Source organism: Stutzerimonas azotifigens (assembly GCF_013522725.1).
GTDB lineage: Bacteria > Pseudomonadota > Gammaproteobacteria > Pseudomonadales > Pseudomonadaceae > Stutzerimonas > Stutzerimonas azotifigens_A.
In genome coordinates, this window is record NZ_JAAMRF010000009.1 from 80,324 (window position 1) to 105,471 (window position 25,148).

Consider the following 25,148-nt stretch of genomic DNA (forward strand, 5'->3'; position numbering starts at 1 on the left):
TCAGAACGCGTCGCCCGGGACGCGTACCCAGCCTTCCATCAGCACCCGCGCGCTGCGGCTCATGAGCGCCTTGGTCACCTGCCACTGGCCGTTCACCTGGCGCGCTTCGGCGCCGACCCGCAGAACGCCCGAGGGATGACCGAAACGCACCGCACTGCGTTCGCCACCACCGGCGGCGAGGTTGACCAGGGTGCCGGGAATCGCGGCGGCCGTGCCGATGGCCACGGCGGCGGTGCCCATCATGGCGTGGTGCAGCTTGCCCATCGACAGCGCGCGTACCAGTAGATCGACATCTTCGACGGCGACGTTTCGGCCGCTGGAGGACAGGTAACCGACTGGCGGCGCAACGAAGGCGACCTTCGGCGTGTGCTGGCGTTTGGCGGCCTCGTCCAGCGACGCGATCAGCCCTATGCGCAGCGCACCGTGGGCACGGATGGTCTCGAACCTGAGCAAGGCCGCCGGATCGCCATTGATGGCCTCCTGCAGCTCGGTGCCGGTGTAACCGAGCGTCTCGGCTTCGAGAAAGATGGTCGGGATACCCGCATTGATCAGCGTCGCGCGAAGCGTACCGACGCCGGGCACGTCGAGCTCATCGACCAGGTTGCCGGTTGGGAACATGGCACCGCCGCCCTCTCCGTCTCCCTCGTCGGCGGGATCGAGGAACTCCAGCTGGACCTCGGCGGCCGGAAAGGTCACACCGTCCAGCTCGAAGTCACCGGTCTCCTGCACCTGCCCTTCGACGATCGGCACCTGCGCAACGATGGTCTTGCCGATGTTGGCCTGCCAGATGTGCACCGTGCACAAACCGTTGCGCGGAACCCGCTCGGCGTCGACCAGCCCTGCGGCGATGGCGAACGGCCCGACGGCCGACGACAGGTTGCCGCAGTTGCCGCTCCAGTCGACGAAGGCCGCATCGATCGACACCTGGCCGAAGAGGTAGTCGACGTCGTGACCGGGCCGGCTGCTGCGCGACACGATCACCGTCTTGCTGGTACTGGACGTCGCCCCACCCATGCCATCGATCTGCTTGCCATAGGGGTCGGGGCTACCGATCACCCTCAGCAACAGTGCATCGCGGGCCAGGCCCGGCACGCGCGCGCGCGCGGGCAGGTCTTCAAGACGGAAGAACACGCCCTTGCTGGTACCGCCACGCATGTAGGTGGCGGGGATTCGAATCTGTGGTACGGCGGCCATCTAACTCTCCTTGAACGGGTCTGCGGGAATCGCTCCGGCCGGCGCTATACAGCGGCCGAACGCGCGGCGGCGGTGGCCTCTACGGAGGATTCCAGGAAGTCCTGGGCAAAGCGCTGCAGCACGCCGCCGGCTTCGTAGATGGAGACTTCTTCGGCGGTATCGAGGCGGCAGATCACCGGCACCTCCAGGTGCTCGCCGCTGCGCCGGGTAATGACCAGCGTCAGCGTCGCGCGCGGGGTGCGCTCGCCCAGCACGTCGTAGGTCTCGCTGCCGTCGATGCCCAGGGTAAGGCGCGTCACACCCGGCTCGAACTCCAGCGGCAGAACGCCCATGCCGATCAGGTTGGTGCGGTGAATGCGCTCGAACCCCTCGGCCACGATGGCTTCGACACCGGCTAGCCGCACACCCTTCGCCGCCCAATCACGAGACGAGCCCTGCCCGTAGTCGGCCCCGGCGATGATGATCAGCGGTTGCTTTCGCTGCATGTACAGCTCGATGGCCTCCCACATGCGCATGACGGTTCCGTCCGGCTCGACGCGGGTCAGCGAACCCTGCTTCACCTGCCCGTCCACCACCGCCATCTCGTTGATCAGCTGAGGGTTGGCGAAGGTGGCGCGCTGGGCGGTCAGGTGATCGCCGCGATGGGTCGCGTAGGAGTTGAAGTCCTCTTCGGGCAGGCCCATCTTCGTCAAATACTCACCCGCCGCGCTGGTGGCCAGAATGGCGTTGGACGGCGAAAGGTGGTCGGTGGTGATGTTGTCCGGCAGCACCGCCAGCGGCCGCATCCCCTTGAGACTGCGTGCCCCGGCCAGTGCGCCTTCCCAATAAGGTGGACGGCGGATGTAGGTGCTCATCGGGCGCCATTCGTAGAGCGGGCTGACCGCGGGCCCGGTGTCTTCCTGGATGGCGAACATCGGGATGTAGACGCTGCGGTATTGCTCGGGCTTGACCGACGCGCGCACCACGGCGTCGATTTCCTCGTCGCTCGGCCAAATGTCCTTCAAGCGGATCTCCCGACCTTCGGCGTCCAGCCCTAGCACGTCCTTTTCGATGTCGAAGCGGATGGTGCCGGCGATCGCATAGGCCACCACCAGCGGTGGCGATGCCAGGAACGCCTGCTTCGCGTAGGGATGGATCCGCCCATCGAAGTTGCGGTTGCCCGACAGCACGGCGGTGGAATAAAGATCGCGCTCGATGATTTCCTGCTGGATCGCCGGGTCCAGCGCACCGGACATGCCGTTGCAGGTGGTGCAGGCGAAGGCCACCACGCCAAAACCGAGACGCTCGAGTTCCGGCAGCAGGCCGCCCTCCTGCAGGTAGAGCGCGACGGTCTTGGAACCCGGCGCCAGCGAGGACTTCACCCATGGCTTGCGCTGGAGGCCGAGCCGATTGGCATTACGCGCCAGCAGGCCTGCGGCGATCATGTTGCGCGGGTTGTTGGTGTTGGTGCAGCTGGTGATGGCAGCGATGATCACCGCACCATCGGGCATCAGCCCCGGCTGCTGCTCGACCGGTCCGGCGATGCCACGCGCGGCGAGTTCGGAAACCGGCAGGCGCCGGTGCGGGTTCGAGGGGCCGGCCAGGGTGCGCACGACGCTGGTAAGGTCGAAGTGCAGCACGCGCTCGTATTCGGCACTGGCGAGGCTGTCGTCCCACAGGCCGGTTTCGCGCGCATAGCTTTCGACCAGCCGCACCTGCTCGTCCTCACGGCCGGTCAGGCGAAGGTAATCGATGGTCTGCTGATCGATGTAGAACATCGCGGCCGTCGCGCCGAATTCGGGCGCCATGTTGGCGATGGTGGCGCGGTCGCCCAGGGTCAGGTTGGCGGTTCCCTCGCCGAAGAACTCCAGGTAGGCGCCCACCACCCTGGACTGGCGAAGGAACTCGGTCAGCGAAAGCACGATGTCGGTCGCAGTGATGCCCGGGCCCGGTTTGCCGGTGAGCTCGACGCCGACGATGTCCGGCAGGCGCATCCAGGAGGCCCGGCCCAGCATCACGCTCTCGGCTTCCAGGCCACCGACGCCGACGGCGATCACGCCCAGCGCGTCGACCATCGGCGTGTGCGAGTCGGTCCCCACCAGGGTATCGGGGAAGGCCACGCCGTCACGCGTCTGAATCACCGGGCTCATCCGCTCCAGGTTGATCTGATGCAGGATGCCGTTGCCCGGCGGAATCACGTCGATGTTCTTGAAGGCCTTCTTGGTCCAGTTGATGAAGTGGAAGCGGTCTTCGTTACGACGGTCTTCGATGGCGCGGTTCTTGGCGAAGGCATCCGGATCGAAGCCGCCGCATTCCACCGCCAGCGAGTGGTCGACGATCAGCTGTGTCGGCACCACCGGGTTGACCATCGCAGGATCCCCGCCCTGCTCAGCGATCGCATCGCGCAGCCCGGCCAGGTCCACCAGGGCGGTCTGGCCGAGGATGTCATGGCAGACCACCCGTGCGGGAAACCAGGGGAAGTCCAAGTCCCGCCGGCGCTCGATCAGCTGCCTGAGGGAGGCCTCGAGGGACTCAGGATCGCAGCGACGGACCAGATTCTCGGCCAGCACGCGGGAGGTATAGGGCAGCTTCGTGTAGGCGCCTGGCGCAATGGCCTCGACCGCTTCACGGGCATCGAAATAATCCAGCCGGCTGCCCGGCAGCGGCTTGCGGTGTGCAGTGTTCATGCTCAGGACTCGATCACAAGGTGGCCTATGAAATGGCGGGCGCCGCCTGCGCGGCGCCCTGGGCGCTCAGCGCTGGTCGATGGCGACGAAGGGGCGCTGCTCGGCACCGGTGTATTCGGCGCTCGGACGGATGATGCGGTTGTTGGCCCGCTGTTCGAAGACGTGCGCGCACCAGCCGGACACCCGCGAGCAGACGAAGATCGGGGTGAACAGCTCGGTCGGGATGCCCATGAAGTGGTACGCCGAGGCATGGTAGAAATCGGCATTGGGGAACAGCTTCTTCTCCTCCCACATGGTCTTGTCGATGGCCTCGGATACGGCGTACAGGCGCGTATCGCCCACCTCGTCGGCGAGCTTCTTCGCCCAGGTCTTGATCACCTCGTTGCGCGGGTCCGAATCCTTGTAGATGGCATGACCGAAGCCCATGATCTTGTCCTTGCGCTCGAGCATCTTGAGCAACTCGGCGCGTGCCTGCTCGGGCGAGTCGAAACGCTCGATCAGCGCCATGGCCGCCTCGTTGGCCCCGCCGTGCAGCGGACCGCGCAGCGAACCGATCGCCGCAGTCACGCAGGAATACAGGTCCGACAGGGTCGAGGCGCAGACCCGCGCAGTGAAGGTCGAGGCGTTGAATTCGTGCTCGGCATAGAGGATCAGCGACACGTTCATCACCCGGACATGCAGCTCGCTAGGTGCTTTGCCGTGCAGCAGCGCGAGAAAATGCCCGCCGATGCTCGCCTCGTCGCTGTCGCACTCGATGCGCACGCCCTGATGGGAGAAGCGATACCAGTAGGTCATGATCCCCGGCAGCGCGCCCAATAGACGGTCGGCCCTGTCCTGCTGCTGCTCGAAGCCGGTTTCCGGCTCCAGGTTGCCCAGCATCGACGCGCCGGTACGCATCACGTCCATCGGGTGCGCCGTGGCGGGAATGCGCTCGAGCACTTCCTTGAGCGCCCGCGGCAGCTCGCGAAAGCCCTTGAGCCGCGCGCGGTAATCGGCGAGCTGGGTCCGATCGGGCAGCTCGCCGTACAGCAGCAGATAGGCGACCTCCTCGAAATCGGCCCCAGCGGCCAGTTCGCGTACGTCATAGCCGCGATAGGTCAGCCCCGCACCGGTCTTGCCCACGGTGCACAGCGCCGTTTGTCCCGCGACCTGGCCCCTGAGGCCTGCGCCGCTCAATACCTTTGCTTCAGCCATCGCACTCTCCTTATTGGATTTATTCTGGATGCTGCCAATTGGCGTCAGGCGGGCGGCCGATGCCCCGCCCGGGTTGATCAGCCCTTCTTCTGCGCGAAGAGCTGATCCAGATGCTGCTCGTAGGCGTGGTAGCCGATGCGCTCGTACAGGTCCATGCGCGTTTGCATGGTGTCCACCACGTTCTTCTGGGTGCCGTCGCGGCGGATCGCGGTGTAGACGCTCTCGGCGGCCTTGTTCATCGCGCGGAACGCCGACAGCGGATAAAGCACCAGCGAGACGTCGGCGCTCGCCAGCTCTTCGGTCGTATAAAGAGGCGTCGAGCCGAACTCGGTGATGTTGGCCAGGATCGGCGCCTTCACCCGCGTTGCGAACTGCCGGTACATCTCCAGCTCGGTGATCGCCTCGGGAAAGACCATGTCCGCCCCCGCTTCGACACAGGCTTCGGCGCGTTCCAGGGCGGCCTCCAGCCCCTCCACTGCCAGCGCGTCGGTACGCGCCATGATCACGAAGCTGTCGTCGGTGCGCGCGTCGACCGCCGCCTTGATCCGGTCGACCATCTCCTGCAGCGAGACGATCTCCTTGTTCGGCCGATGGCCACAGCGCTTGGCGCCGACCTGGTCCTCGATATGGATGGCCGCGGCACCGAACTTGATCATCGAGCGCACGGTGCGCGCCACGTTGAAGGCCGAGGAGCCGAAACCGGTGTCGACATCGACCAGCAACGGCAGGTCGCAGACATCGGTGATGCGGCGCACATCGGTGAGCACGTCGTCCAGCCCCGATATGCCGAGGTCGGGCAGGCCCAGCGAGCCGGCCGCCACCCCGCCGCCGGACAGATAGATCGCCTTGAAGCCGGCGCGCTTGGCCAGCAGGGCGTGGTTGGCGTTGATCGCGCCGACCACCTGCAGCGGATGTTCGCTGGCGACCGCATCGCGAAAGCGCTGCCCGGCAGATGCTTGAGTCATGACTCACCTCTTTGGTTGGCTGTCTGGTCCGTTGCGTCTTTGAAGTGACGTTCGATGTTGCGCTTGGACGCGCCGATGTGGCGGCGCATCAGCAGCTCGGCCAGCTCGCCGTCACGGTCGGCGATGGCATCGAGAATGCGGTGATGCTCGGCGAACGCCTGGTGTGGGCGGTTCGGCGTTGCGGAGAACTGGATGCGGTACATGCGCACCAGCTGGTAGAGCTCGTCGCACAGCAGCTTGGCCAGGGTACGGTTGCCGCTGCCCTGGATGATCCGGTAGTGGAAATCGAAATCGCCTTCCTGCTGGTAGTAGCCGATGCCGGCCCGGAAAGCCTCGTCGCGTTCGTGGGTCTCCAGTACCCGGCGCAGCTCGTCGATCTCGGCCTGGCTCATGTGTTCGGCCGCGAGCCGGCAGGCCATGCCTTCGAGCGATTCGCGAATCTCGTACAGCTCGACCAGCTCGCGGTGATCCAGGGACACTACCCGCGCGCCCACATGCGGCACCCGCACCAGCAGCTTCTGCCCCTCCAGGCGGTGAATGGCCTCGCGCAGCGGTCCGCGACTGATGCCATAGGTGCGCGCCAGCTCCGGCTCGGAGATCTTGCTGCCCGGCGCAATATGCCCCTGCACGATGGCCGACTGGATGCGCCGGAACACATGCTCCGACAGGGTTTCGCTGTCCAGCGTCGCTGTCGGGGGAAACTCAAGGGATTCGAGCATATTGTCTACACCAGCATCGCAATTAAAGGCAAAAACTACGCCTCAAGCCCGGAACGGTCAACAGGATCCACGGGATTGTCGACAATATACCTGCAGACGCTTTGCGGAGGTCACATGAACCGCCTGTCGCGACCGACGACCCCCCATGCTAGAATCCGCGCCTTGTTACGCCTGGGTCCAGCTGGCCGACTCCGTTCGCCGGCACCCTGCCTACCCAGGCCTGAAACCGACTCCACAGGATCTATGAGCCTCAAACCCTACCTTCTTTTATTCGGCCTGATCGGCTGCGCCAGTGCAGTGGCCACCGAGAAAACCATCTACGGTCTGAACGAAAACGTGGCGCTGCCCGAGTTCGGGCTCGAGGTGCAGGCCAAGCTCGACACTGGCGCGCAGACCGCGTCGCTGAGCGCCCGAGACATCGAGCGTTTCAAGCGCAAGGGCGATTCCTGGGTCCGCTTCTACCTGGCGATCGACGATGCCCACGAACACCCCATCGAACGCCCGCTGATGCGGGTGAGCAAGATCAAGCGGCGCGCCGGCGACTTCGATCCCGAAGAAGAGAAAACCTACACCGCCCGCCCTGTCATCGAGCTCGAACTGTGCATGGGCAAGGTCAGGCGAAACGTTGAAGTGAACCTGACCGACCGTACCGCTTTCCAATACCCATTGCTGATCGGTTCCGATGCGCTTTCACGCTTCGGCGCACTGATCGACCCCAGTCTCTCCTATGCCGCCGGTAAGCCCGGCTGCCTCAAAGATTCCGCTGACGAGTAATACACATGCGCGCTCTTACCCTGCATCTGAAGGTCCTGATTTTTCTGCTCGTCGCCATCGGCGTGGCAGTAACGGGCTACCAGATCTTCGTCCTCGGCATTCCGGTGACCGAAGATGAAACCGATGACCTGTGGAACATCGACGCCAAGGTCGAATTCCAGGCCAACCCGCGCGAACCGGTGAAGGTGCAGATGTTCGTGCCACCGCTCAACCAGGAATTCGTCAGCCTCAACGAAAGCTTCATCTCCAACAACTACGGCGTGAGCGTCAACCGCAGCGAAAACAACCGGCGGGTGACCTGGTCTGCACGCCGTGCCAGCGGCAACCAGACCCTGTACTACCGCCTGGTACTGACCAAGCGCTACAGCGGCGAGCAGACCAAGCCCAGCGGCCCGATCTTCCGCGACAGCATCCCGGTCGAAGGGCCGGAGAAAATCGCCGCCGAAGCCCTGCTTTCGCCGATCCGCCAGCATTCGGCCGATGTCGAAACCTTCATCAGCGAAGCCATCAAGCGCGTGAACAATGCCAACGATGACAACGTCAAGCTGCTGCTCGGCGGCGACGCTTCGACGCCGAACAAGGCCCGCGTGATCGAGCTGCTGCTGTCCATCGCCCACGTGCCGATGGAGCGCGTACACACCGTACGCCTGGTCGCAGAGCAACAGCAGTCCCCCGAACTCTGGCTACGCAGCTTCAACGGCAACCGCTGGCTCTACTTCAATCCGGAGAACGGCGATCAGGGTCTGCCAGCCGATCGACTGGTCTGGTGGACCGGCGACGAGCCGCTCATCACCGTCGAGGGCGGTCGCAATCCGCGCATCAGCTTCACCCTGAACAACAGCGAGATGAACGCCATTCGCCTGGCCAAGCTGACCGACGAGAACACCGACGGCGCCTTCCTCGACTATTCGCTGTATGGCCTGCCGCTCTCTACCCAGCAGACCTACCAGATCATGATCGTCATCCCGATCGGCGTTCTGGTGATCCTGATTCTGCGTAACCTGATCGGCATCCAGACCCTGGGTACGTTCACGCCGGTACTGATCGCCCTCGCCTTCCGCGAGACGCAGCTGGGCTTCGGCATCCTGCTGTTCACCCTGATTACCGCGCTTGGCCTTTCGCTACGTTCCTACCTCGAACATCTGAAGCTGCAGATGCTGCCCAGACTGTCAGTGGTGCTGACCTTCGTCGTGGTGCTGATCGCCGTGATCAGCCTGCTCAGCCACAAACTGGGCCTGGAGCGCGGGCTATCCGTCGCCCTGTTCCCGATGGTGATCCTGACCATGACTATCGAACGCCTGTCGATCAGCTGGGAAGAACGCGGCGGCGGCCACGCCTTCAAGGTCGGCGTCGGCACTATCATCGCGGCGTCCCTGGCGCACGTGCTGATGAGCATTCCGGAAGTCGTCTACTTCGTCTTCACGTTCCCGGCCGTATTGCTGATCCTGGTGGGCTTCATGCTGGCGATGGGCCGCTACCGCGGCTATCGACTGTCGGAGCTGATCCGCTTCAAAGCCTTTCTGAAGGATTGATCCATGTTCGGCCTGATCAAGACGTGGAAAGCCCTCGAAGCCAAGGGGATCATGGGCATCAACCGGCGAAACGCCGACTACGTGCTCAAGTACAACCAGCGCAACCTGTATCCGATCGTCGATGACAAGATCATCACCAAGCAGCGCGCGATCGAAGCCGGGATCAACGTGCCAGAGATGTACGGCATCATCGAGACCGAAAAGGACATCGCCAACCTGTCGGAGATCATCAAGGATCACCCCGACTTCGTGGTGAAGCCCGCTCAGGGCGCCGGCGGCGACGGCATCATGGTAATCGCCGATCGCTTCGAAGGCCGCTACCGCACCGTCTCGGGCAAGATCATCAGCCATGACGAGATCGAACATCAGATCTCGAACATCCTTACGGGGCTGTACTCGCTGGGCGGTCATCGCGACCGCGCGCTGATCGAATACCGCGTCACCCCGGACCAGATATTCAAGAGCATCAGCTACGAAGGCGTACCGGACATCCGCATCATCGTGCTGATGGGCTATCCGATCATGGCCATGCTGCGCCTGCCGACCCGCCAGTCCGGCGGCAAGGCGAACCTGCACCAGGGCGCCATCGGCGTGGGCGTGGACCTGGCCAGCGGCGTCACCCTGCGCGGCACCTGGCTGAACAACAAGATCACCAAGCACCCTGATACCACCAATGCGGTGGACGGCGTGCAGTTGCCCAACTGGAATGGCTTCATGAGCCTTGCGGCCGGCTGCTACGAGCTGTGCGGACTGGGTTACATTGGCGTCGACATGGTGCTCGATCAGGAAAAAGGCCCGCTGATTCTGGAGCTGAACGCGCGCCCCGGCCTCAACATCCAGATCGCCAACGACTGCGGCCTGACCCACCGAGCCCATGCCGTCGAGGCGCGCCTGGCCGAACTCAAGGCCAAGGGCATTCAGGAAACAGCCGATGAGCGTGTGCAGTTCGCCCAGGAACTGTTCGGCCACGTCCCCATCCACGACTGAGCCACCTCCCGCCCGACGCGGGAGCGCTCCACACGCAGCTACCCATGGCGCTCTGCACGCTACACCCACTGCCCTACGAGACCGACCCGCGCGGCCGCTTCGAACGTATTCGCCAGGCCCCCGGCGCAGTCCTGCTCGATTCCGGCCGCCCCGCCGCCGACCGCGGCCGCTACGACCTGATGAGCGCCTGGCCCCGGCGCATCCTGCAGGCGCAACCGGAAGAAAACGGAGCGGCATACTTCCAGCGGCTGCGTGAGGCGCTTGCCGAGCTGGGCAGCGCCGAATTGCCCGAGGGCTGCGAGCTGCCGTTCGCTGGCGGGCTGATCGGCCTGCTGGCCTACGATTTCGGCCGCCAGCTGGAGCGCCTTCCGCATACAACCGCCAGCGACCTGACGCTGCCGCCTGCACGGCTGGGGCTCTACGGCTGGGCGCTGATCACCGATCACCGCATGGGCACCTGTCAGCTGGTTTTCCACCCGAGCGTTTCCAGTGCGGAGCAACAACGGTTGATAGCGGTGTTCAGCGAGCCGTTCGAAGCAGTCGGGTCGCAGTTTCGCCTGTTGCAGCCCTTCGCCGCCGACCAGCAGCCGGCGCAATACCGCCGTGCGATCGAACGCATCCAGCGCTACATCGGCGCCGGCGACTGCTATCAGGTCAACTACGCGCAGCGTTTCTCCGCCACCTACGCCGGCGATCCCTGGCAGGCCTACAGCGTCTTGCGCGAGGCCTGCCCCACGCCCTTCGCTGGCTTCATGTCGCTCGCCGAAGGCGCCGTTCTCAGCCTTTCCCCAGAGCGCTTCTTACGCAGCCATTCCGGCCAGGTAGAGACCCGACCGATCAAAGGCACGCGCCCTCGCTCGGCGGAGGCCCAGGCCGATGCCGAACAGGCCAACGCCTTGCTCGCCAGCACGAAGGATCGCGCGGAAAACCTGATGATCGTCGATCTGCTGCGCAACGACCTGGGCCGCACCTGCGAGATTGGCAGCATTCGGGTGCCGGAGCTGTTCGCCCTGGAAAGCTACCCGAACGTGCACCACCTGGTCAGCAGCATCACCGGCACCCTGGCTGCTGGAAAAGACGCCTTCGACCTGCTGGCCGGCAGCTTTCCCGGTGGCTCGATCACCGGCGCGCCAAAGATACGGGCGATGCAGATCATCGACGAGCTGGAGCCGACCGACCGCAGCATCTATTGCGGATCGCTGCTCTATATCGATGTGCGAGGCGAGATGGACAGCTCGATCACCATCCGCACCCTGCTCGCCTGCGAGGGGCGAATCAGCTGCTGGGGCGGCGGCGGGATCGTCGCAGACTCGGACCCCGAGGAGGAATATCAGGAGTCGCTGACCAAAGTCCGCGTCCTGATGCAGACGCTGGAGCACGGCTGAACCGGCGCGCAGACCGTTCTGCGACCCGGCCCGTCGCGCCTGCGATGGGTCAGAGGCTGAGCGTACGGTTCGAGGCCTTGATGAATTCCTGCTTGAGAGCTTCATAGGTGTGAACCGCAGGAAACTGCGGGAACTCCCGAATCACGTTTTCCGGTGCGTGGAACAGAATCCCGGCATGCGCTTCGGACAGCATGGTGGTGTCGTTGTAGGAATCGCCGGCAGCGATGACGCGGTAATAGAGACTCTTGAGCGCGATGACCGACTGACGCTTCGGATCCTTCTGGCGCAACTGGTAATCCACTACACGGTCAGTCTCGTCGGTGATCAGCCTGTGGCACAGCAGTGTCGGGAAACCGAGCTGGCGCATCAGTGGCTGGGAAAACTCGTAGAAAGTGTCCGACAGAATCACCACCTGGAAGCGTTCGCGCAGCCAGTCGACGAACTCCACGGCGCCCTCCAGGGGCTCGAGCGTAGCGATCACCGACTGGATATCGGCCAGCTTGAGGCCATGTTCGTCGAGGATGCGCAGACGCTGCTTCATCAGCACGTCGTAATCGGGAATGTCCCGTGTGGTCGCCCGCAGCGACTCGATGCCGGTCTTTTCGGCGAACGCGATCCAAATTTCCGGGACCAGTACGCCTTCAAGGTCGAGGCAGGCTATTTCCACAGGGCCACTCCTAATGCGAATAAAAGAAGCGGCACTCTAGCGGCAAGCCGGAGGTGAAGCAACGCAACGCTTATTCCTTGATGAAGGGGTTTTATGCGTTAAAGATTATTTAGAGGCATAACGCTGTTTTGCTACCATCCCCGCCCCTGAGAGCGCCGCCAAGCGTCATATAAAGGAACCGCCTGATGAGCCAAACCTTCGACATCGCCGAACTCGCCGCGACCTATGCCAGCAAGTCGCCGCAGGAGATTCTCGCCCTTGCCTTCGATCTGTTCGGCGACGACCTGTGGATTTCCTTCAGCGGCGCCGAGGATGTGGTGCTGGTAGACATGGCGTGGAAGCTGAACAAGAACGTCAAGGTGTTCACCCTCGATACCGGGCGTCTTCACGGCGAAACCTATCGTTTCATCGAGCAGGTTCGTGAGCACTACAACATCGCCATCGACATCCAGACGCCCGACCCTGCCCTGCTCGAACCGTTGGTCAAAGAGAAGGGGCTGTTCAGCTTCTACCGCGACGGCCACGGCGAGTGCTGTGGAATCCGCAAGATCGAACCGCTGCGCCGTAAGCTCGCCACTGTGCGCGCCTGGGCCACCGGCCAGCGTCGCGACCAGAGCCCTGGCACCCGCAGCCAGGTCGCGGTAATGGAGCTCGACACGACCTTCTCCACGCCGGACAACGCCCTGATCAAGTTCAACCCGCTGGCGCAGATGACCAGCGAGGAAGTGTGGGGCTATATCCGCATGCTCGAAGTGCCTTACAACAGTCTGCACGAGCGCGGCTTCGTCAGCATCGGCTGCGAACCCTGCACCCGCCCGGTGCTGCCCAACCAGCACGAACGCGAGGGTCGCTGGTGGTGGGAGGAAGCCACCCACAAAGAATGCGGACTGCACGCGGGCAACCTGATCGCCAAAGCCTGACAGCACCCATAGCGACAAAAAAAGCCATTCGGCAGTACCGAATGGCTTTTTTTCGTACGGACTGCTTAGTGCGTGGGCAGCTCAACGTCGGCGAACAGCTCGTCCAGCTCGGCCTTGTTGTGGCACTGGATGGCTTTTTCCAGCACGTCACGGTTCAGGTGGGGCGCGAACTTCTGGATGAAGTCACACATGAAACCGCGCAGGAAGGTGCCGCGACGAAAGCCGATCTTGGTCACACTGGCCTCGAACAGCTCGCTGGCATCGAGCACCACCAAGTCCTGATCAAGCTTGGCATCGACCGCCATGCGGGCCACGATGCCGACGCCCAAGCCGAGCCGCACATAGGTCTTGATCACGTCGGCATCGGCCGCAGTGAACACTACCCTGGGCGACAGCCCTCGATGACTGAAGGCTTCGTCGAGTTTGGAGCGTCCAGTGAAGCCGAACACATAGGTGACGATCGGGTGCTCGGCCAGCGCCTCGAGGGTCAGCTTGCCGAGCTTGGCCAGCGGATGCCCCTGGGGCACGATCACGCAACGGTTCCAGCGGTAGCACGGCATCATCACCAGATCGCCGAAGTGCTCCAGCGCTTCGGTGGCGATGGCGAAATCCACGGTCCCGTCGGCGGCCATCTCGGCGATCTGCATCGGCGTGCCCTGATGCATGTGCAGGGAGACATCGGGATATTGCTTGATGAAGTCACCGATCACCGTGGGCAGCGCATAGCGCGCCTGAGTATGGGTGGTGGCGATGGTCAGGGTGCCCTTCTTTTCGTTGGAGAACTCCTGGGCGATCTGCTTGATGCTTTCGCATTTGCGCAGAATCTCGCCTGCAGTGAGGATGATCCGCTCGCCCGCCGGCGTAATGCGCGTGAGGTGCTTGCCACTCCGGGCGAAGACCTCGACACCGAGTTCGTCCTCCAGCAGACGTATCTGTTTGCTGATACCAGGCTGTGAGGTGAACAGGCTTTGCGCAGTGGCTGAGACATTGAGGTCATGGTGCGCCACTTCCCAGATGTAGCGCAGTTGTTGCAGCTTCATAAACGATCCTCAAAGGTCAGGGCATGGCCAGCCGCAGGTTTATAACCATATGGCTGGCTGTGCTGAGATTCTAGATCTTTTTCTACACTTTGCTTGGGAATCTAAGTGGCGCGCTTCGCAGGCTTTCACATACGGTGGGGCAGCATGGGTACCAGGTAGACCGGCACCTCTGCCAGTTGCACCAGCCGCGCCGCTGTCCGTCCCAGCGGGGTGTCCAGACCGAAGCCATGGCTGTGGCTGCCAATCACCAGCAGGTCGACGCCGAGACGCTCGGCCTCGGCGAGAATCACCTGCGGCGGATCGCCCTGTACCACACGCACGGCGCGGATCAGTGCACGATCGTCGATGCCCTCGCCCACATCATCCATGAAGCCTTCGTGCACACGCGCCTCGAGATTGGCCATCACCGCCGACAGCCCACCCTCATGCAGCGAATCGATGGCGTCCCGATCGAGGTAGGTCTGCAACACCGACTCGGCGAACAACCCCAACGGCTCGACCGCATGCACGACATACAGGTCCGCCCGATAGGCTCGGGCGAGCGAGAGCGCGTGCTGCAATACATAGGCTGCGTACAGACTCAAGTCCGTAGCATAGAGAATTGATCGGATCACGCGGCCTCCTCGACTGCAGTCAGACCCGATCAAAGCTTAGCAGCCGACCGACGCCTCGGCGGTGGAGGATGGCCACTAGCCAGACTCCAGGTGACACTTATATAACCGCCGTCACACTATCGGCCACTGACGCGACGACAGGTAGTCAACCGAGGTTGCGTGCCTCGAGAAAGCGCAGCGACTGCAACAACGCCTCGGTTTTCGGCATCGGGAAGCCGGCCTGGGCTGCCGCGGCCAGTGGCGCCGCATAGATCGCCTCGAGCTCCATGGGCCTGCGATGCATGAAGTCGTGATACATGCTCGGCAGGTAGTCCGGCATCCGGCTGGTCGCCGCCAGCATCCTGTCCACCAGCACCTCGGGAAGCTGACACCCGCAGGCAGTCGCGGCCGCGAAGGTTTCCTCCATGATCGCCCTGACCAGGGCCAGGCTGTCGGGGTTTTCCATCAAAGGCTTGGTACCGGCGCCAAGCAGTACCGAGAGACCGTTGTAAGGTGCGTTCCAGACCAGCTTCTGCCAGCGAGCCAGGGCGAGGTCGGCCATGGCGGTTGAGTCGATGCCCGCTGTCTTGAACAGCGAGACCCCCTCCTCCACCAGAGACATCTGCGCCTCCTGCCCGTCTGCCGGGCCGGAGTGGTAGGCGATGTTGATTCCGCCGAGCGCTTCGTGCTCGATCACACCCATCGCCGAGCGGTGCGCGCAAATGAAGCAGAGGCCACCGAGCAGGTGCAGGTTCGGCGGCAGCAACGGCCGCAAGCCGTCCTCGATGCCAAGACCGTTCTGTAGCAGCACGACCTTGGCGTCTGGTGCCGCCGCGGCCAGGATTGCCGGCACCAGGGCAGCGTTGTTGGTGCTCTTGGCTCCGACCAGCAGCCAGTCACAAGGCGGCATCTGTTCGGCATCGCGATAGGCCTGCACCGGCTCGAGCTTGAGCGGGCCATGCTGGGCACTGTTGACCACCAGCCCGTTCTCCGCCACGGCCGAATATTCGCTGCGCAAAAGAAAATGAACATCGTAGCCGGCGCGGGCCAGCATCAGGCCGTAAAAGCCACCGATGGCGCCAGTACCAATGACGCCGATACGCGGTCGGGATTCGGACATGTGAATACGCTCCATGGCAGGAAATGGCTGGTGCTCGCTAGGCGCACCGATAAAGCCACAGACGATATCAGCCCTTGCAGACAACGAGACAGTGGATCGGCCAGCGGAATATCCGACAATTTTCCTACGGGTATCGGTGAGCGCAGCGCAGGCGCAGGCGCAGGTCTTGCCATTGTCGACCGGCCCCATAAACGCTAAGGTTCCCTCCCCGCTGCGCCATGCATCGCTCCGCCGCACCGGGCCGCAGACGGAGCGCACCTGTGAATAGACGAGTGACACGATGGCTGATTTACCGATCGATGACCTTAACGTTGCCTCCAACGAGACCCTGATCACCCCTGATCAGCTCAAACACGAGATTCCGCTGACCGACGCGGCGCTGAAGACCGTAGCCCATGGCCGCCAGGTCGTGAGGGACATCCTCGATGGCAAAGACCACCGGCTGTTCATCGTCGTCGGCCCCTGCTCCATCCATGACCTGAAAGCCGCGCACGAATACGCCGGGCGGCTCAGGGAATTGGCGGCAAAGGTTTCGGACACGCTGTTCCTGGTGATGCGCGTCTATTTCGAGAAGCCGCGCACCACGGTCGGCTGGAAAGGCCTGATCAACGATCCCTACATGGACGACTCGTTCAAGATCCAGGATGGCCTGCACATCGGTCGCCAATTGCTGCGCGACCTCGCCGAGATGGGCCTGCCCACCGCTACCGAGGCCTTGGACCCGATCTCCCCGCAGTATCTGCAGGACCTGATCAGCTGGTCGGCGATCGGTGCTCGCACCACCGAATCGCAAACCCATCGCGAGATGGCATCGGGCCTCTCCTCCGCGGTCGGCTTCAAGAACGGTACCGATGGCAGCCTGACCGTCGCGATCAATGCACTGCAATCCGTTTCGAGCCCGCATCGCTTCCTCGGCATCAATCAGGAAGGCGGCGTATCGATCGTCACCACCAAGGGCAACCGCTACGGCCACGTCGTGCTTCGCGGCGGCAACGGCAAGCCGAACTACGACTCGGTCAGCGTGGCGATCTGCGAGCAGGAGCTGGCCAAGGCCGGAATCGCCGCGAACATCATGGTCGACTGCAGCCACGCCAACTCCAACAAGGACCCGGCACTGCAGCCGCTGGTCATGGAAAACGTGGCCAACCAGATTCTCGAAGGCAACCAGTCGATCGTCGGCCTGATGGTGGAGAGCCACTTGGGCTGGGGCAGCCAGTCCATACCGAAAGACCTCGCCGACCTCAAGTACGGTGTTTCGATCACCGACGCCTGCATCGACTGGGAAACCACCGAGAAGGCGCTGCTCGGCATGCACGCCAAGCTCAAGGATGTATTACCCAAACGCACCCGTGGCTAACGCTCGGACGCACGATGAAAAACGCCGGCGATCGCCGGCGTTTTTGCTTTATTCCGAAGCGGCAACGCCCTTCTGCTGCTGTCGTTCTAGGTAGCGCTCCACATAGGAGCAGGACGGAATTACCGTATAACCCTCGCGTGCAGCGTAATCGAGTGCTTCCTGCGCCAGCAACGCGGCAATACCGCGTCCACGCAAGGCGTTGGGAACAAAAGTACGGTAGATATCAAGGGTCTGCTTGCCAAGGTCCATATAGGCTAAATAGGCACGATGGCCTTCGAGGGTAATCTCGAATTGATGACCGACCTGGTCATGGTGAATGGTCAGCGCATCGCTCATCGTCATTCCTCGGCAGGGTCAGACTGCGGAACGACCCGCAGCGACATGATTCATGGGGGCTTAAGACCCCGCTCTTTGTTCGCTCATGCTAACGCCTCGCGGGACTTCGCTACAATCGGCGAAGACGAAACGCTGCAACGTGGCGGCACGCACATACTATTGGATTGTTGCTTTTAGCTCAGGTTCGCGGAATTTTTCCGGCCTCTGGCTGACATACCACCAAGCGACATCGCAGATGCGCTTACTAACCAAATCGTATGACCTCATAAAGCACTTACAATTGATGCGGTTGTCCGTAACACCCTTGAAAGTTGGCATTCGCGTCCGGGTCGGAAAAAAACGCTACCGTTGTGCTGACTCGGTTTACTTACCAACAGTTATAGGTAGTATGTGCGCGCCAACTTTTCGTGACTGGGAAGTTGCTTTATGGAATTCCACCTTAAGGGGAACACGATGAACAACGTTCTGAAATTCTCTGCTCTGGCTCTGGCCGCTGTTCTGGCTACCGGTTGCAGCAATAACATGACCCAAGAAAGCGAAGCCCGTCTGACCGCTACCGAAGACGCCGCTGCCCGCGCCCAAGCCCGTGCCGACGAAGCTTACCGCAAGGCTGACGAAGCCATGGCTGCCGCTCAGAAGGCCCAGCAGACTGCTGACGAAGCCAACGAGCGCGCACTGCGCATGCTGGAACGCGCCAGCCGCAAATAAGCGACACGGATACAAAAAAAGCCGACCTCGAGGTCGGCTTTTTTATGCGCGAGAACCTCGTCAGAAGATCGGTTCAAACTGGGTGGCAACGGTCGTATCGGGCTCGGCGATCTGCACCGGCAGCCCATCTTCGGCCGCGATGATGTCGCGGATCATCTCCCAGTCCAGCCGCAGGTTGGCCGTACTCTCGCCACGGCTGAGCAGGCTGTTGATCACCGCGGCATGCTTGTCCATCAGCGACAGGCCTTTTTCCTCAGCCTCCAGCGGCGTATGCGCCTCCAGATAGATCCTTCCTTCGCTGACGCCGAACTTGTAGGGCTCGTCGATGATGCGCACCTTGGTGCCGACCGGGACCATCGCCGCCAGCTCGAGCAGGTTGTGATTGAGCATCCGGAAGCAGCCATGACTGACCCGCGTGCCAATACCGAACTTCTTGTTCGAGCCATGGATCAGGTAGCCCGGCAGCGCCAGGGTCATCTTGTAGGGTCCCAACGGATTGTCCGGCCCGGGCGGCACCACCCGCGGCAGCGGATCGCCCTCGGCGGCGTGTTCGTCGCGGATCGACTGCGGCGGGTACCAGGCCGGATTAGGCGTCTTGACAGTGATGCGGGTACTGGTGATCGGCGAGCCCCAACCTTCCCTACCAATGCCCAGTGGGTAGGTGTGAACCACCGACTCGCCCGCCGGGAAGTAATACATGCGGTACTCGGCCAGATTGATCACAATGCCTTCGCGCGGCCCAGGTGGCAGGATGAAGCGCGTCGGCAGAATGATGTCGGTGCCTTCTCCCGGCAGCCAAGGGTCCACGCCAGGGTTGGCGGCGACCATTTCCAGGTAGCCCAGATCATTGGCGTCGCCAATGTCGGAGAAGGTGTCTTCGTATCGGGCCTTGATCACCTGGACCTGGCCAACGATATCGCTGCCGTCGGGCGGCAACGGCAACTCCAGCGCAGCAGCCGGTAACGTCGAGCACAGGGCGGCGAGAGACAGACAGAAGACCAGCGCAGGCGCACGCGACAGCATCGGCAGAAGTCCTTGGAATGAAGCGTTCATGAGTTGCGATTGTACATTGACCGCTGCCGTCGGCGAGAGCTACCAGGCGAGCGTCGAGGCCGAACGGCCTTTGCGCTGTGCCTTGAGCAACTCGTGGCAGGCACTGCACAGGCGGCGATCCTTGAGCATCGGCAATTGCAGCTCGAGCCAGCGCGGCTGAGCAGGCAACAGACCGCCACAGAGCGTCCGGTCAGCGGTGCCATTCAACTCCAGTTGCCGGGTAGCCAGATGCAGCCGATTCTCGCGGCAGGCGAACAGGTCGAACTGCTCATCCGGCTCGATCAGCCGATAGGCGTAGGGGGTCCAGCTTGGGCGCGGCATCCGGGTGCTCCTTCGATCGGGCGCGACAGTAGCCGCGCGCCCGCATCAAAGCAAGGGTTCGAGCGCCGGCCAGACATTATCCAATAGCCGTTGCTGGGCCGAAGCGGTTGGGTGTACGCCGTCCTGCTGCATCATCCCGGAAACACCGCCCACGCCTTCGAGCATGAAGGGCACGTAGGCGACCGACTTTTCTTCGGCCACGGAATCGAATGCCGCGGCAAAGGCCTCGGTGTAGCGAGGCCCCAGGTTCGGCGGGAGGCGCATCCCCAGCAACAGCACCTTGGCGCCCGCGTCTTCCGAGCGTTCGATCATCTGCGCAAGATTCTGTTTCAATTGCGCAGTCGGCTGTCCACGCAGGCCGTCGTTGCCACCGAGCTCGATAATGACGATGGTCGGCTCATGCTCGGCGAGCAGCGCCGGTAGCCTCGAAAGCCCGCCAGCACTGGTGTCGCCACTGACCGAAGCGTTCACCACGCGGTGTTCGCGCCCTTCTTCGTCCAGGCGCTGTTGCAGCAAATGCACCCAGCCCTGCGTGGTATCCAGCCCGAAAGCGGCGCTGATACTATCCCCGACCACCAGCATGGTGCCGGCCAGAGCCCCTTGGGCCCAAAGCAGCAACGCCAGCACGCCGCCCCTCAGCAGACTCATTCGCATCGGATACTCCATGAGCGTCAGCATTCTTACTGCACGGCACCTTAACAAAGTGGTTCCCAGCGCGGAAGGCGAGCTGGTCATCCTCGAAGACCTCTCGCTGGAGCTCGCAAAGGGCGACAGTCTGGCCATCGTCGGCACCTCGGGCTCGGGCAAGTCCACCCTGCTGGGCTTGCTGGCCGGGCTGGATCTGCCCAGCGGCGGCGAGGTCGAACTGGCCGGCCAGGTGCTCGGTGGTCTGGATGAGGACCAGCGCGCACGCGTCCGCGCCGAGCATGTCGGCTTCGTGTTCCAGTCCTTCCAGCTGCTCGACAGCCTCAACGCCCTGGAAAACGTCATGCTTCCACTGGAACTCGACGGCCGGCGCGACGCCAGAGCCGTAGCCCAGGCGCTGCTCGAGCGGGTCGGGCTCGGCCCACGACTGACCCATTATCCGCGCCAGCTGTCGGGCGGCGAGCAACAGCGCGTGGCGCTGGCCCGGGCCTTTGCCGCCGAGCCCGCGGTACTGTTCGCCGACGAGCCCACCGGCAATCTGGATACCCATACCGGCGAGCACATCACCGACCTGTTGTTCGAACTGAACCGCGAGCGCGGCACCACCCTGGTGCTGGTGACCCACGACGAGCGTCTGGCGCGGCGTTGCCAGCGGGTATTGCGACTGGAGGCCGGTCGCCAGGTCGCAGACGGGCTGAGCGCATGACGCACATGCCCAGCTCTCGCCTGCTCGCCCTCGCCTTTCGGCAGCTGCTGCGCGACGCGCGCGCCGGTGAGTTGAGGATCCTTTTCTTCGCGTTGTTGATCGCGGTCGCCACCAGCACCGCGATCGGTTATTTCGGCGCGCGACTCAACGATGCCATGTTGCTTCGCGCCACCGAATTCCTTGGCGCCGATCTGGTCCTGCAGGGCAGCGCACCGGCCGACGACCAACAGATCCAAGTCGGCCGGCAACTGGGGCTGGATCATGCGCAGGTCGTCGAGTTTTCCAGCATGGTCGCAACGGACGACGAGCTACAGATGGCCAGCGTCAAGGCCGCGGACAGCCCGTATCCCCTGCGCGGGCAACTGCGCAGCGCCGCCGCTCCCTATGAGCCGGAGCAACCCGGCGGTGGCCCTGCAACTGGCGAAGCCTGGGCTGAAGCGCGCCTTTTCGCCGCGCTGGATCTCTCGATCGGCGACAGCATCGAGGTGGGCAACCAGCAGCTGCGTCTGACCCGGGTGCTGACCTACGAGCCGGACCGTGTCGGCGATTTCTACAGTCTGACGCCACGGGTACTGATGCATCTGGATGACCTCGCCGCCACCGGCGTGGTCCAGCCGGGTAGCCGCGTGCGCTACCGTGACCTGTGGCGTGGCTCGGCCGAGGCCCTGGCCGACTACCGTCGCCAGATCGAGCCGATTTTGCAGCCACACCAGCGCATCGAGACGGCTCGCGATGGCAATCGCCAGATCGGTGGCGCGCTGGGCCGTGCCGAGCGCTACCTGAATCTCGCCAGCCTCGCCGCGGTGCTGTTGTCGGGCGTCGCCGTAGCGCTTTCGGCGGCACGCTTTGCCGCGCGCCGTTTCGACGCCAGCGCCCTGCTGCGCTGCATGGGATTGTCTCGACGCGAGGCACTGCTGCTGTTCGGCATTCAGCTGGCGCTGCTCGGCGTATTCGCAAGCCTCTGCGGCGCCCTGCTCGGGTGGCTCGCCCAGCACGGTCTGTTCTACCTGTTGCGAGACCTGCTCTCCACCGAGGTTCCGCCGGCAACCCTATGGCCAGCGTTGGCCGGCATCGCCACCGGCCTGGTCGCGCTCGCCGGCTTCGCCTTGCCGCCGCTGGCATCCCTTGGCCGCGTGCCGCCGCTTCGGGTGCTGCGTCGCGATATGTTACCGATACCGCCCAGTACCTGGATCGTCTATGGCGCGGCGATCCTGGCGCTCGGCCTGATCATGTGGCGCCTGAGCCTGGATCTGAAGCTGACCCTGGCGCTGATCGGCGGCGGGCTGGTAGCCACCCTTCTGCTCGGCGGCCTGCTGCTGTTGGGGCTGCGCTCGATGCGTGCCCTGCTGGCCCGCTCGTCGCTGCCGTGGCGCCTGGGGTTGGGACAACTGCTGCGCCATCCTTTGGCGGCTGCCGGACAATCGCTGGCCTTTGGGCTGATTCTCCTGGCGATGGCGCTGATTGCACTGCTACGCGGCGAATTGCTCGACACCTGGCAGGATCAGCTACCGGAGAATGCGCCCAACCACTTCGTGCTCAACGTGCTCGAAGCCGATCGCGACGCCTTCGCCGCGCGTATCGCGCAACTCTCCGACCATGCCGCGCCGCTCTACCCGGTTGTTCCCGGCCGCCTGGTGGCGATCAATGGCGAACCGGTACGCCAGCTGGTGAGCAAGGAGTCGCGCGGCGAGCGGGCGATCAACCGCGACCTCAGCCTGACCTGGGCCGCCGACCTGCCGCCGGACAACCATCTGAACGCCGGCACCTGGTGGAGCGAGGCCACCCGCGGCGAATTGCCCGGCGTGTCGGTGGAAAGCGAGCTGGCCGAAAGCCTGCAACTCGTCCTCGGTGATCGGCTGAGTTTCACCATCGGCGGGCTGAACCGGGACGCGGTGGTCAGCAGTCTTCGTGAAGTCGACTGGGACAGTTTCCAACCCAACTTCTACATGATCTTCGAGCCCGGCACCCTGCAAGGCATGCCGGTCACCTACATGACCAGCTTCCACCTCCCGCCGGGTCAGGAGCGCCAGTTGGTGGAGCTGGCGCGCGCTTTCCCGTCGGTCACGCTGCTGCAGGTCGAAGCCCTGCTGGCACAGATTCGCAGCATCCTTGCCCAGGTCTCGCTGGCCGTGGAGTTCGTGCTGCTGTTCGTGCTCGCAGCCGGGCTTGCCGTGCTGTTCGCCGGGCTGCAGGCGACCCTCGACGAACGTATCCGCCAGGGCGCCTTGCTTCGCGCGCTGGGTGCCGAACGCGCACTGCTGCTCAAGGCGCGGCGTGCGGAGTTCGGACTGCTCGGTGCCGCCAGCGGTCTGCTGGCGGCGGTTGGTTGCGAGCTGGTAGCGGCGCTGCTGTACCACTTTGCCTTCGACCTGCGCTGGCAGCCACACCCCTGGTTGCTGCTGCTCCCGCTGCTTGGCACCGTGCTGGTCGGGACCGCCGGCACGCTCGGAACCCGTCGGGCATTGCAGGTCAGCCCCCTTGCCGTGCTGCGGGAGGCTTGAGCTTGGTAGAATCCGCTCCCTTTTTCCTGCCGAGAGCATCATGAGCCGTTATCGCCCGCCCCGCGCCGCCGGCACTCCGCTGATCACGCCCGAAGGCGAGGCGCGGCTACGTGCCGAACTGCACGAGCTATGGCATGTGCGCCGCCCGCAGGTGACCCAGTCCGTCAGCGAAGCCGCGGCCCAGGGCGACCGCTCGGAAAACGCCGAATACACCTACGGCAAGAAGATGCTGCGTGAAATCGATAGCCGTGTGCGCTTTCTGACCAAGCGGCTGGAGAAGCTCAAGGTCATCAGCGAGCGGCCCTCCGATCCCGGCAAAGTTTACTTCGGCGCCTGGGTGACGCTGGAAGACGAGAACGGCGACGAGGCCCGCTACCGCATCGTCGGCCCCGACGAACTGGACCTCAAGCAGGGCTGGATCAGCATCGACTCTCCCCTTGCCCGGGCACTGGTCGGCAAGGCGCTGGACGCCGAAGTGCGCGTGCAGACGCCGACCGGCGAGCAGACCTGGTATGTGGTCGCTATCGACTACCCAGGACTGGTTAGTCATAAATAGCACTAAAAGGTCACATTATCGCCAAACAAGCGGCCAACTCCAGAAAGATTACCTTACTGCCCAACTACTCGTTCCGCTCAGTAACAACCGTGCGCCCGCACGCCCTCTAGAATACGTACCGGACACGCCGCAGGACTGCCAGCTAGAGCGGACAAGGCCCGCGCCTGCGCGACTGGCATGAATGCTGCGCTAGCGTGATTGCAGTACGCGCCCGCCGGCGCGGTGATTGGCAAGGGACTGCCCTCCTTTCCGATCCACGCACCTAGAGAGCGAACATGAACAATAAAAAGAACGCACTTGCCCTTTGCATCGCCGCCACGGCGATTCTGAGCGCACCTTTGCATGCGGCGACCGGCTACACCGCGACCCAGTATCCCATCGTGCTGGGCCACGGAATGCTCGGCTTCGACAACCTGCTCGGCGTCGACTACTGGTATGGCATTCCCCGGGCGCTACGCAGCGGTGGCGCTCAGGTCTACGTCACGGAAGTCAGCCAACTCAATACCTCCGAGGTGCGCGGCGAGGAACTGCTTGCCCAGGTCGAGGAGATCGTTGCCATCAGCGGCAAGCCGAAGGTCAATCTGATCGGCCATAGCCATGGCGGCCCGACGGTCAGGTACGTCGCCGCGGTCCGGCCCGAGCTCGTTGCCTCGGTCACCAGCGTTGGCGCGCCTCACAAAGGCTCGGACGTGGCCGATCTGCTGCGCCGCATTCCCGAGGGATCGGCCAGCGAAGCGATCGTCTCGGGCATCGTCAACGGGATGGGCGCATTGATTCACTTCCTGACCGGCAGCCCGAGCACCAACCCGCAGAACTCACTCGGAAGCCTGGAATCGCTGAACAGCGAAGGCGCGGCGCGCTTCAATGCCAAGTTTCCCCAGGGCGTACCCCGCTCGACCTGTGGCGAAGGCGATTATCAGGTCAACGGCGTGCGCTATTACTCCTGGAGCGGCACCAGCCCGCTGACCAATCCACTGGATATCAGCGACGCCCTCACCGGCGCAGGATCGCTGGCGTTCAGCGATGCCAATGACGGTCTGGTCGGCCGCTGCAGCTCCCGCCTGGGCCAGGTCATCCGCGACAACTACCGAATGAACCACCTCGATGAGGTGAACCAGACGCTCGGCCTGACCAGCCTGCTCGAGACCGATCCGATCACGGTCTACCGTCAGCACGCCAATCGCTTGAAGAACGCAGGGCTCTGAACCC

24 protein-coding genes are annotated in these 25,148 nt (G+C 63.6%); 11 read left to right on the plus strand and 13 right to left on the minus strand.

Going from position 1 to position 25,148, the window contains the following annotated elements:
• From prpF to G7026_RS17230, 5 genes are all read right to left on the minus strand, one after another.
• Entirely contained in the window at window positions 1–1,194 is a 1,194-nt protein-coding gene (gene prpF / locus G7026_RS17210; protein ID WP_181072142.1) for a 2-methylaconitate cis-trans isomerase PrpF, read from the minus strand.
• A 44-nt stretch (window positions 1,195–1,238) separates the two neighbouring features.
• Window positions 1,239–3,860, minus strand: coding sequence for a Fe/S-dependent 2-methylisocitrate dehydratase AcnD (gene acnD / locus G7026_RS17215; protein ID WP_181072143.1), 2,622 nt, complete (start codon window positions 3,858–3,860; stop codon window positions 1,239–1,241).
• 66 nt (window positions 3,861–3,926) lie between these two features.
• Window positions 3,927–5,054 (minus strand): bifunctional 2-methylcitrate synthase/citrate synthase, encoded by a 1,128-nt coding sequence (prpC, locus tag G7026_RS17220; RefSeq protein ID WP_181072144.1) that lies wholly within the window; start codon window positions 5,052–5,054, stop codon window positions 3,927–3,929.
• A 77-nt stretch (window positions 5,055–5,131) separates the two neighbouring features.
• Window positions 5,132–6,019, minus strand: a complete 888-nt coding sequence (gene prpB / locus G7026_RS17225) for a methylisocitrate lyase (protein ID WP_181072145.1) — start codon at window positions 6,017–6,019, stop codon at window positions 5,132–5,134.
• Window positions 6,016–6,738, minus strand: a complete 723-nt coding sequence (locus tag G7026_RS17230) for a GntR family transcriptional regulator (protein ID WP_181072146.1) — start codon at window positions 6,736–6,738, stop codon at window positions 6,016–6,018. Before G7026_RS17230 ends, prpB begins: the two co-directional genes overlap by 4 nt.
• A gap of 243 nt (window positions 6,739–6,981) precedes the next feature.
• Here G7026_RS17230 and rloA point away from each other — a divergent pair, with 243 nt between their 5' ends.
• Genes rloA through pabB form a run of 4 tightly spaced genes read left to right on the plus strand, consistent with a single transcriptional unit; the run spans window position 6,982 to window position 11,416 of the window.
• The gene (gene rloA / locus G7026_RS17235) at window positions 6,982–7,512 is read left to right on the plus strand and encodes a retropepsin-like aspartic peptidase RloA (protein ID WP_181072147.1); all 531 of its coding nucleotides are present in this window, start codon (window positions 6,982–6,984) and stop codon (window positions 7,510–7,512) included.
• Window positions 7,513–7,517: 5 nt separating this feature from the next.
• On the plus strand, window positions 7,518–9,044 hold the full coding sequence (gene rloB / locus G7026_RS17240) for an osmotic stress tolerance membrane protein RloB (RefSeq protein WP_181072148.1): 1,527 nt from the start codon (window positions 7,518–7,520) through the stop codon (window positions 9,042–9,044).
• Between the two features lie 3 nt (window positions 9,045–9,047).
• Window positions 9,048–10,031 (plus strand): alpha-L-glutamate ligase-like protein, encoded by a 984-nt coding sequence (locus G7026_RS17245; RefSeq protein ID WP_181072149.1) that lies wholly within the window; start codon window positions 9,048–9,050, stop codon window positions 10,029–10,031.
• A 44-nt stretch (window positions 10,032–10,075) separates the two neighbouring features.
• Complete coding sequence (pabB, locus tag G7026_RS17250; RefSeq protein ID WP_181072150.1) at window positions 10,076–11,416, plus strand: aminodeoxychorismate synthase component I; 1,341 nt, start codon at window positions 10,076–10,078, stop codon at window positions 11,414–11,416.
• A gap of 49 nt (window positions 11,417–11,465) precedes the next feature.
• Here the strand turns inward: pabB and thrH are convergent, their stop codons facing one another.
• Complete coding sequence (thrH, locus tag G7026_RS17255) at window positions 11,466–12,083, minus strand: bifunctional phosphoserine phosphatase/homoserine phosphotransferase ThrH (protein WP_181072151.1); 618 nt, start codon at window positions 12,081–12,083, stop codon at window positions 11,466–11,468.
• Window positions 12,084–12,268: 185 nt separating this feature from the next.
• Here thrH and G7026_RS17260 point away from each other — a divergent pair, with 185 nt between their 5' ends.
• Window positions 12,269–13,003, plus strand: coding sequence for a phosphoadenylyl-sulfate reductase (locus G7026_RS17260; protein ID WP_181072152.1), 735 nt, complete (start codon window positions 12,269–12,271; stop codon window positions 13,001–13,003).
• 65 nt (window positions 13,004–13,068) lie between these two features.
• On the opposite strand, the gene cysB is transcribed toward G7026_RS17260, so the two are convergent.
• The 3 genes from cysB to G7026_RS17275 form a co-directional block, all read right to left on the minus strand.
• Window positions 13,069–14,043, minus strand: coding sequence for an HTH-type transcriptional regulator CysB (gene cysB / locus G7026_RS17265; RefSeq protein WP_181072153.1), 975 nt, complete (start codon window positions 14,041–14,043; stop codon window positions 13,069–13,071).
• Window positions 14,044–14,168: 125 nt separating this feature from the next.
• A complete protein-coding gene (locus G7026_RS17270; RefSeq protein ID WP_181072154.1) occupies window positions 14,169–14,657 on the minus strand; it encodes a universal stress protein in 489 nt (162 codons plus the stop codon).
• Window positions 14,658–14,802: 145 nt separating this feature from the next.
• Complete coding sequence (locus G7026_RS17275) at window positions 14,803–15,756, minus strand: putative 2-dehydropantoate 2-reductase (protein ID WP_181072155.1); 954 nt, start codon at window positions 15,754–15,756, stop codon at window positions 14,803–14,805.
• Between the two features lie 280 nt (window positions 15,757–16,036).
• Here G7026_RS17275 and G7026_RS17280 point away from each other — a divergent pair, with 280 nt between their 5' ends.
• Entirely contained in the window at window positions 16,037–17,113 is a 1,077-nt protein-coding gene (locus G7026_RS17280) for a 3-deoxy-7-phosphoheptulonate synthase (protein ID WP_181072156.1), read from the plus strand.
• A 48-nt stretch (window positions 17,114–17,161) separates the two neighbouring features.
• Here the strand turns inward: G7026_RS17280 and G7026_RS17285 are convergent, their stop codons facing one another.
• Complete coding sequence (locus G7026_RS17285; RefSeq protein ID WP_181072157.1) at window positions 17,162–17,449, minus strand: GNAT family N-acetyltransferase; 288 nt, start codon at window positions 17,447–17,449, stop codon at window positions 17,162–17,164.
• 453 nt (window positions 17,450–17,902) lie between these two features.
• Here G7026_RS17285 and G7026_RS17290 point away from each other — a divergent pair, with 453 nt between their 5' ends.
• Complete coding sequence (locus G7026_RS17290) at window positions 17,903–18,157, plus strand: Lpp/OprI family alanine-zipper lipoprotein (protein WP_138407500.1); 255 nt, start codon at window positions 17,903–17,905, stop codon at window positions 18,155–18,157.
• A gap of 60 nt (window positions 18,158–18,217) precedes the next feature.
• Here the strand turns inward: G7026_RS17290 and G7026_RS17295 are convergent, their stop codons facing one another.
• The 3 genes from G7026_RS17295 to G7026_RS17305 all read right to left on the minus strand — a co-directional run bounded on the left by G7026_RS17295 (window position 18,218) and on the right by G7026_RS17305 (window position 20,185).
• Window positions 18,218–19,180, minus strand: coding sequence for a L,D-transpeptidase family protein (locus tag G7026_RS17295; RefSeq protein ID WP_181072284.1), 963 nt, complete (start codon window positions 19,178–19,180; stop codon window positions 18,218–18,220).
• 69 nt (window positions 19,181–19,249) lie between these two features.
• The gene (locus G7026_RS17300) at window positions 19,250–19,531 is read right to left on the minus strand and encodes a hypothetical protein (protein ID WP_181072158.1); all 282 of its coding nucleotides are present in this window, start codon (window positions 19,529–19,531) and stop codon (window positions 19,250–19,252) included.
• 45 nt (window positions 19,532–19,576) lie between these two features.
• Window positions 19,577–20,185 carry an arylesterase gene (locus tag G7026_RS17305; protein WP_181072159.1) on the minus strand — a complete coding sequence of 203 codons (609 nt, stop codon included), beginning with the start codon at window positions 20,183–20,185 and terminating at the stop codon, window positions 19,577–19,579.
• 10 nt (window positions 20,186–20,195) lie between these two features.
• Between G7026_RS17305 and G7026_RS17310 the strand changes: the two genes are divergently transcribed.
• The 4 genes from G7026_RS17310 (at window position 20,196) to G7026_RS17325 (ending at window position 25,144) form a co-directional block, all read left to right on the plus strand.
• Window positions 20,196–20,882 (plus strand): ABC transporter ATP-binding protein, encoded by a 687-nt coding sequence (locus G7026_RS17310; RefSeq protein WP_181072160.1) that lies wholly within the window; start codon window positions 20,196–20,198, stop codon window positions 20,880–20,882.
• A complete protein-coding gene (locus G7026_RS17315; RefSeq protein WP_181072161.1) occupies window positions 20,879–23,383 on the plus strand; it encodes an ABC transporter permease in 2,505 nt (834 codons plus the stop codon). Before G7026_RS17310 ends, G7026_RS17315 begins: the two co-directional genes overlap by 4 nt.
• Window positions 23,384–23,423: 40 nt before the next feature.
• Complete coding sequence (greB, locus tag G7026_RS17320) at window positions 23,424–23,939, plus strand: transcription elongation factor GreB (protein WP_181072162.1); 516 nt, start codon at window positions 23,424–23,426, stop codon at window positions 23,937–23,939.
• Between the two features lie 275 nt (window positions 23,940–24,214).
• Complete coding sequence (locus tag G7026_RS17325; protein WP_181072163.1) at window positions 24,215–25,144, plus strand: lipase family alpha/beta hydrolase; 930 nt, start codon at window positions 24,215–24,217, stop codon at window positions 25,142–25,144.
• Window positions 25,145–25,148: the final 4 nt, after the last annotated feature.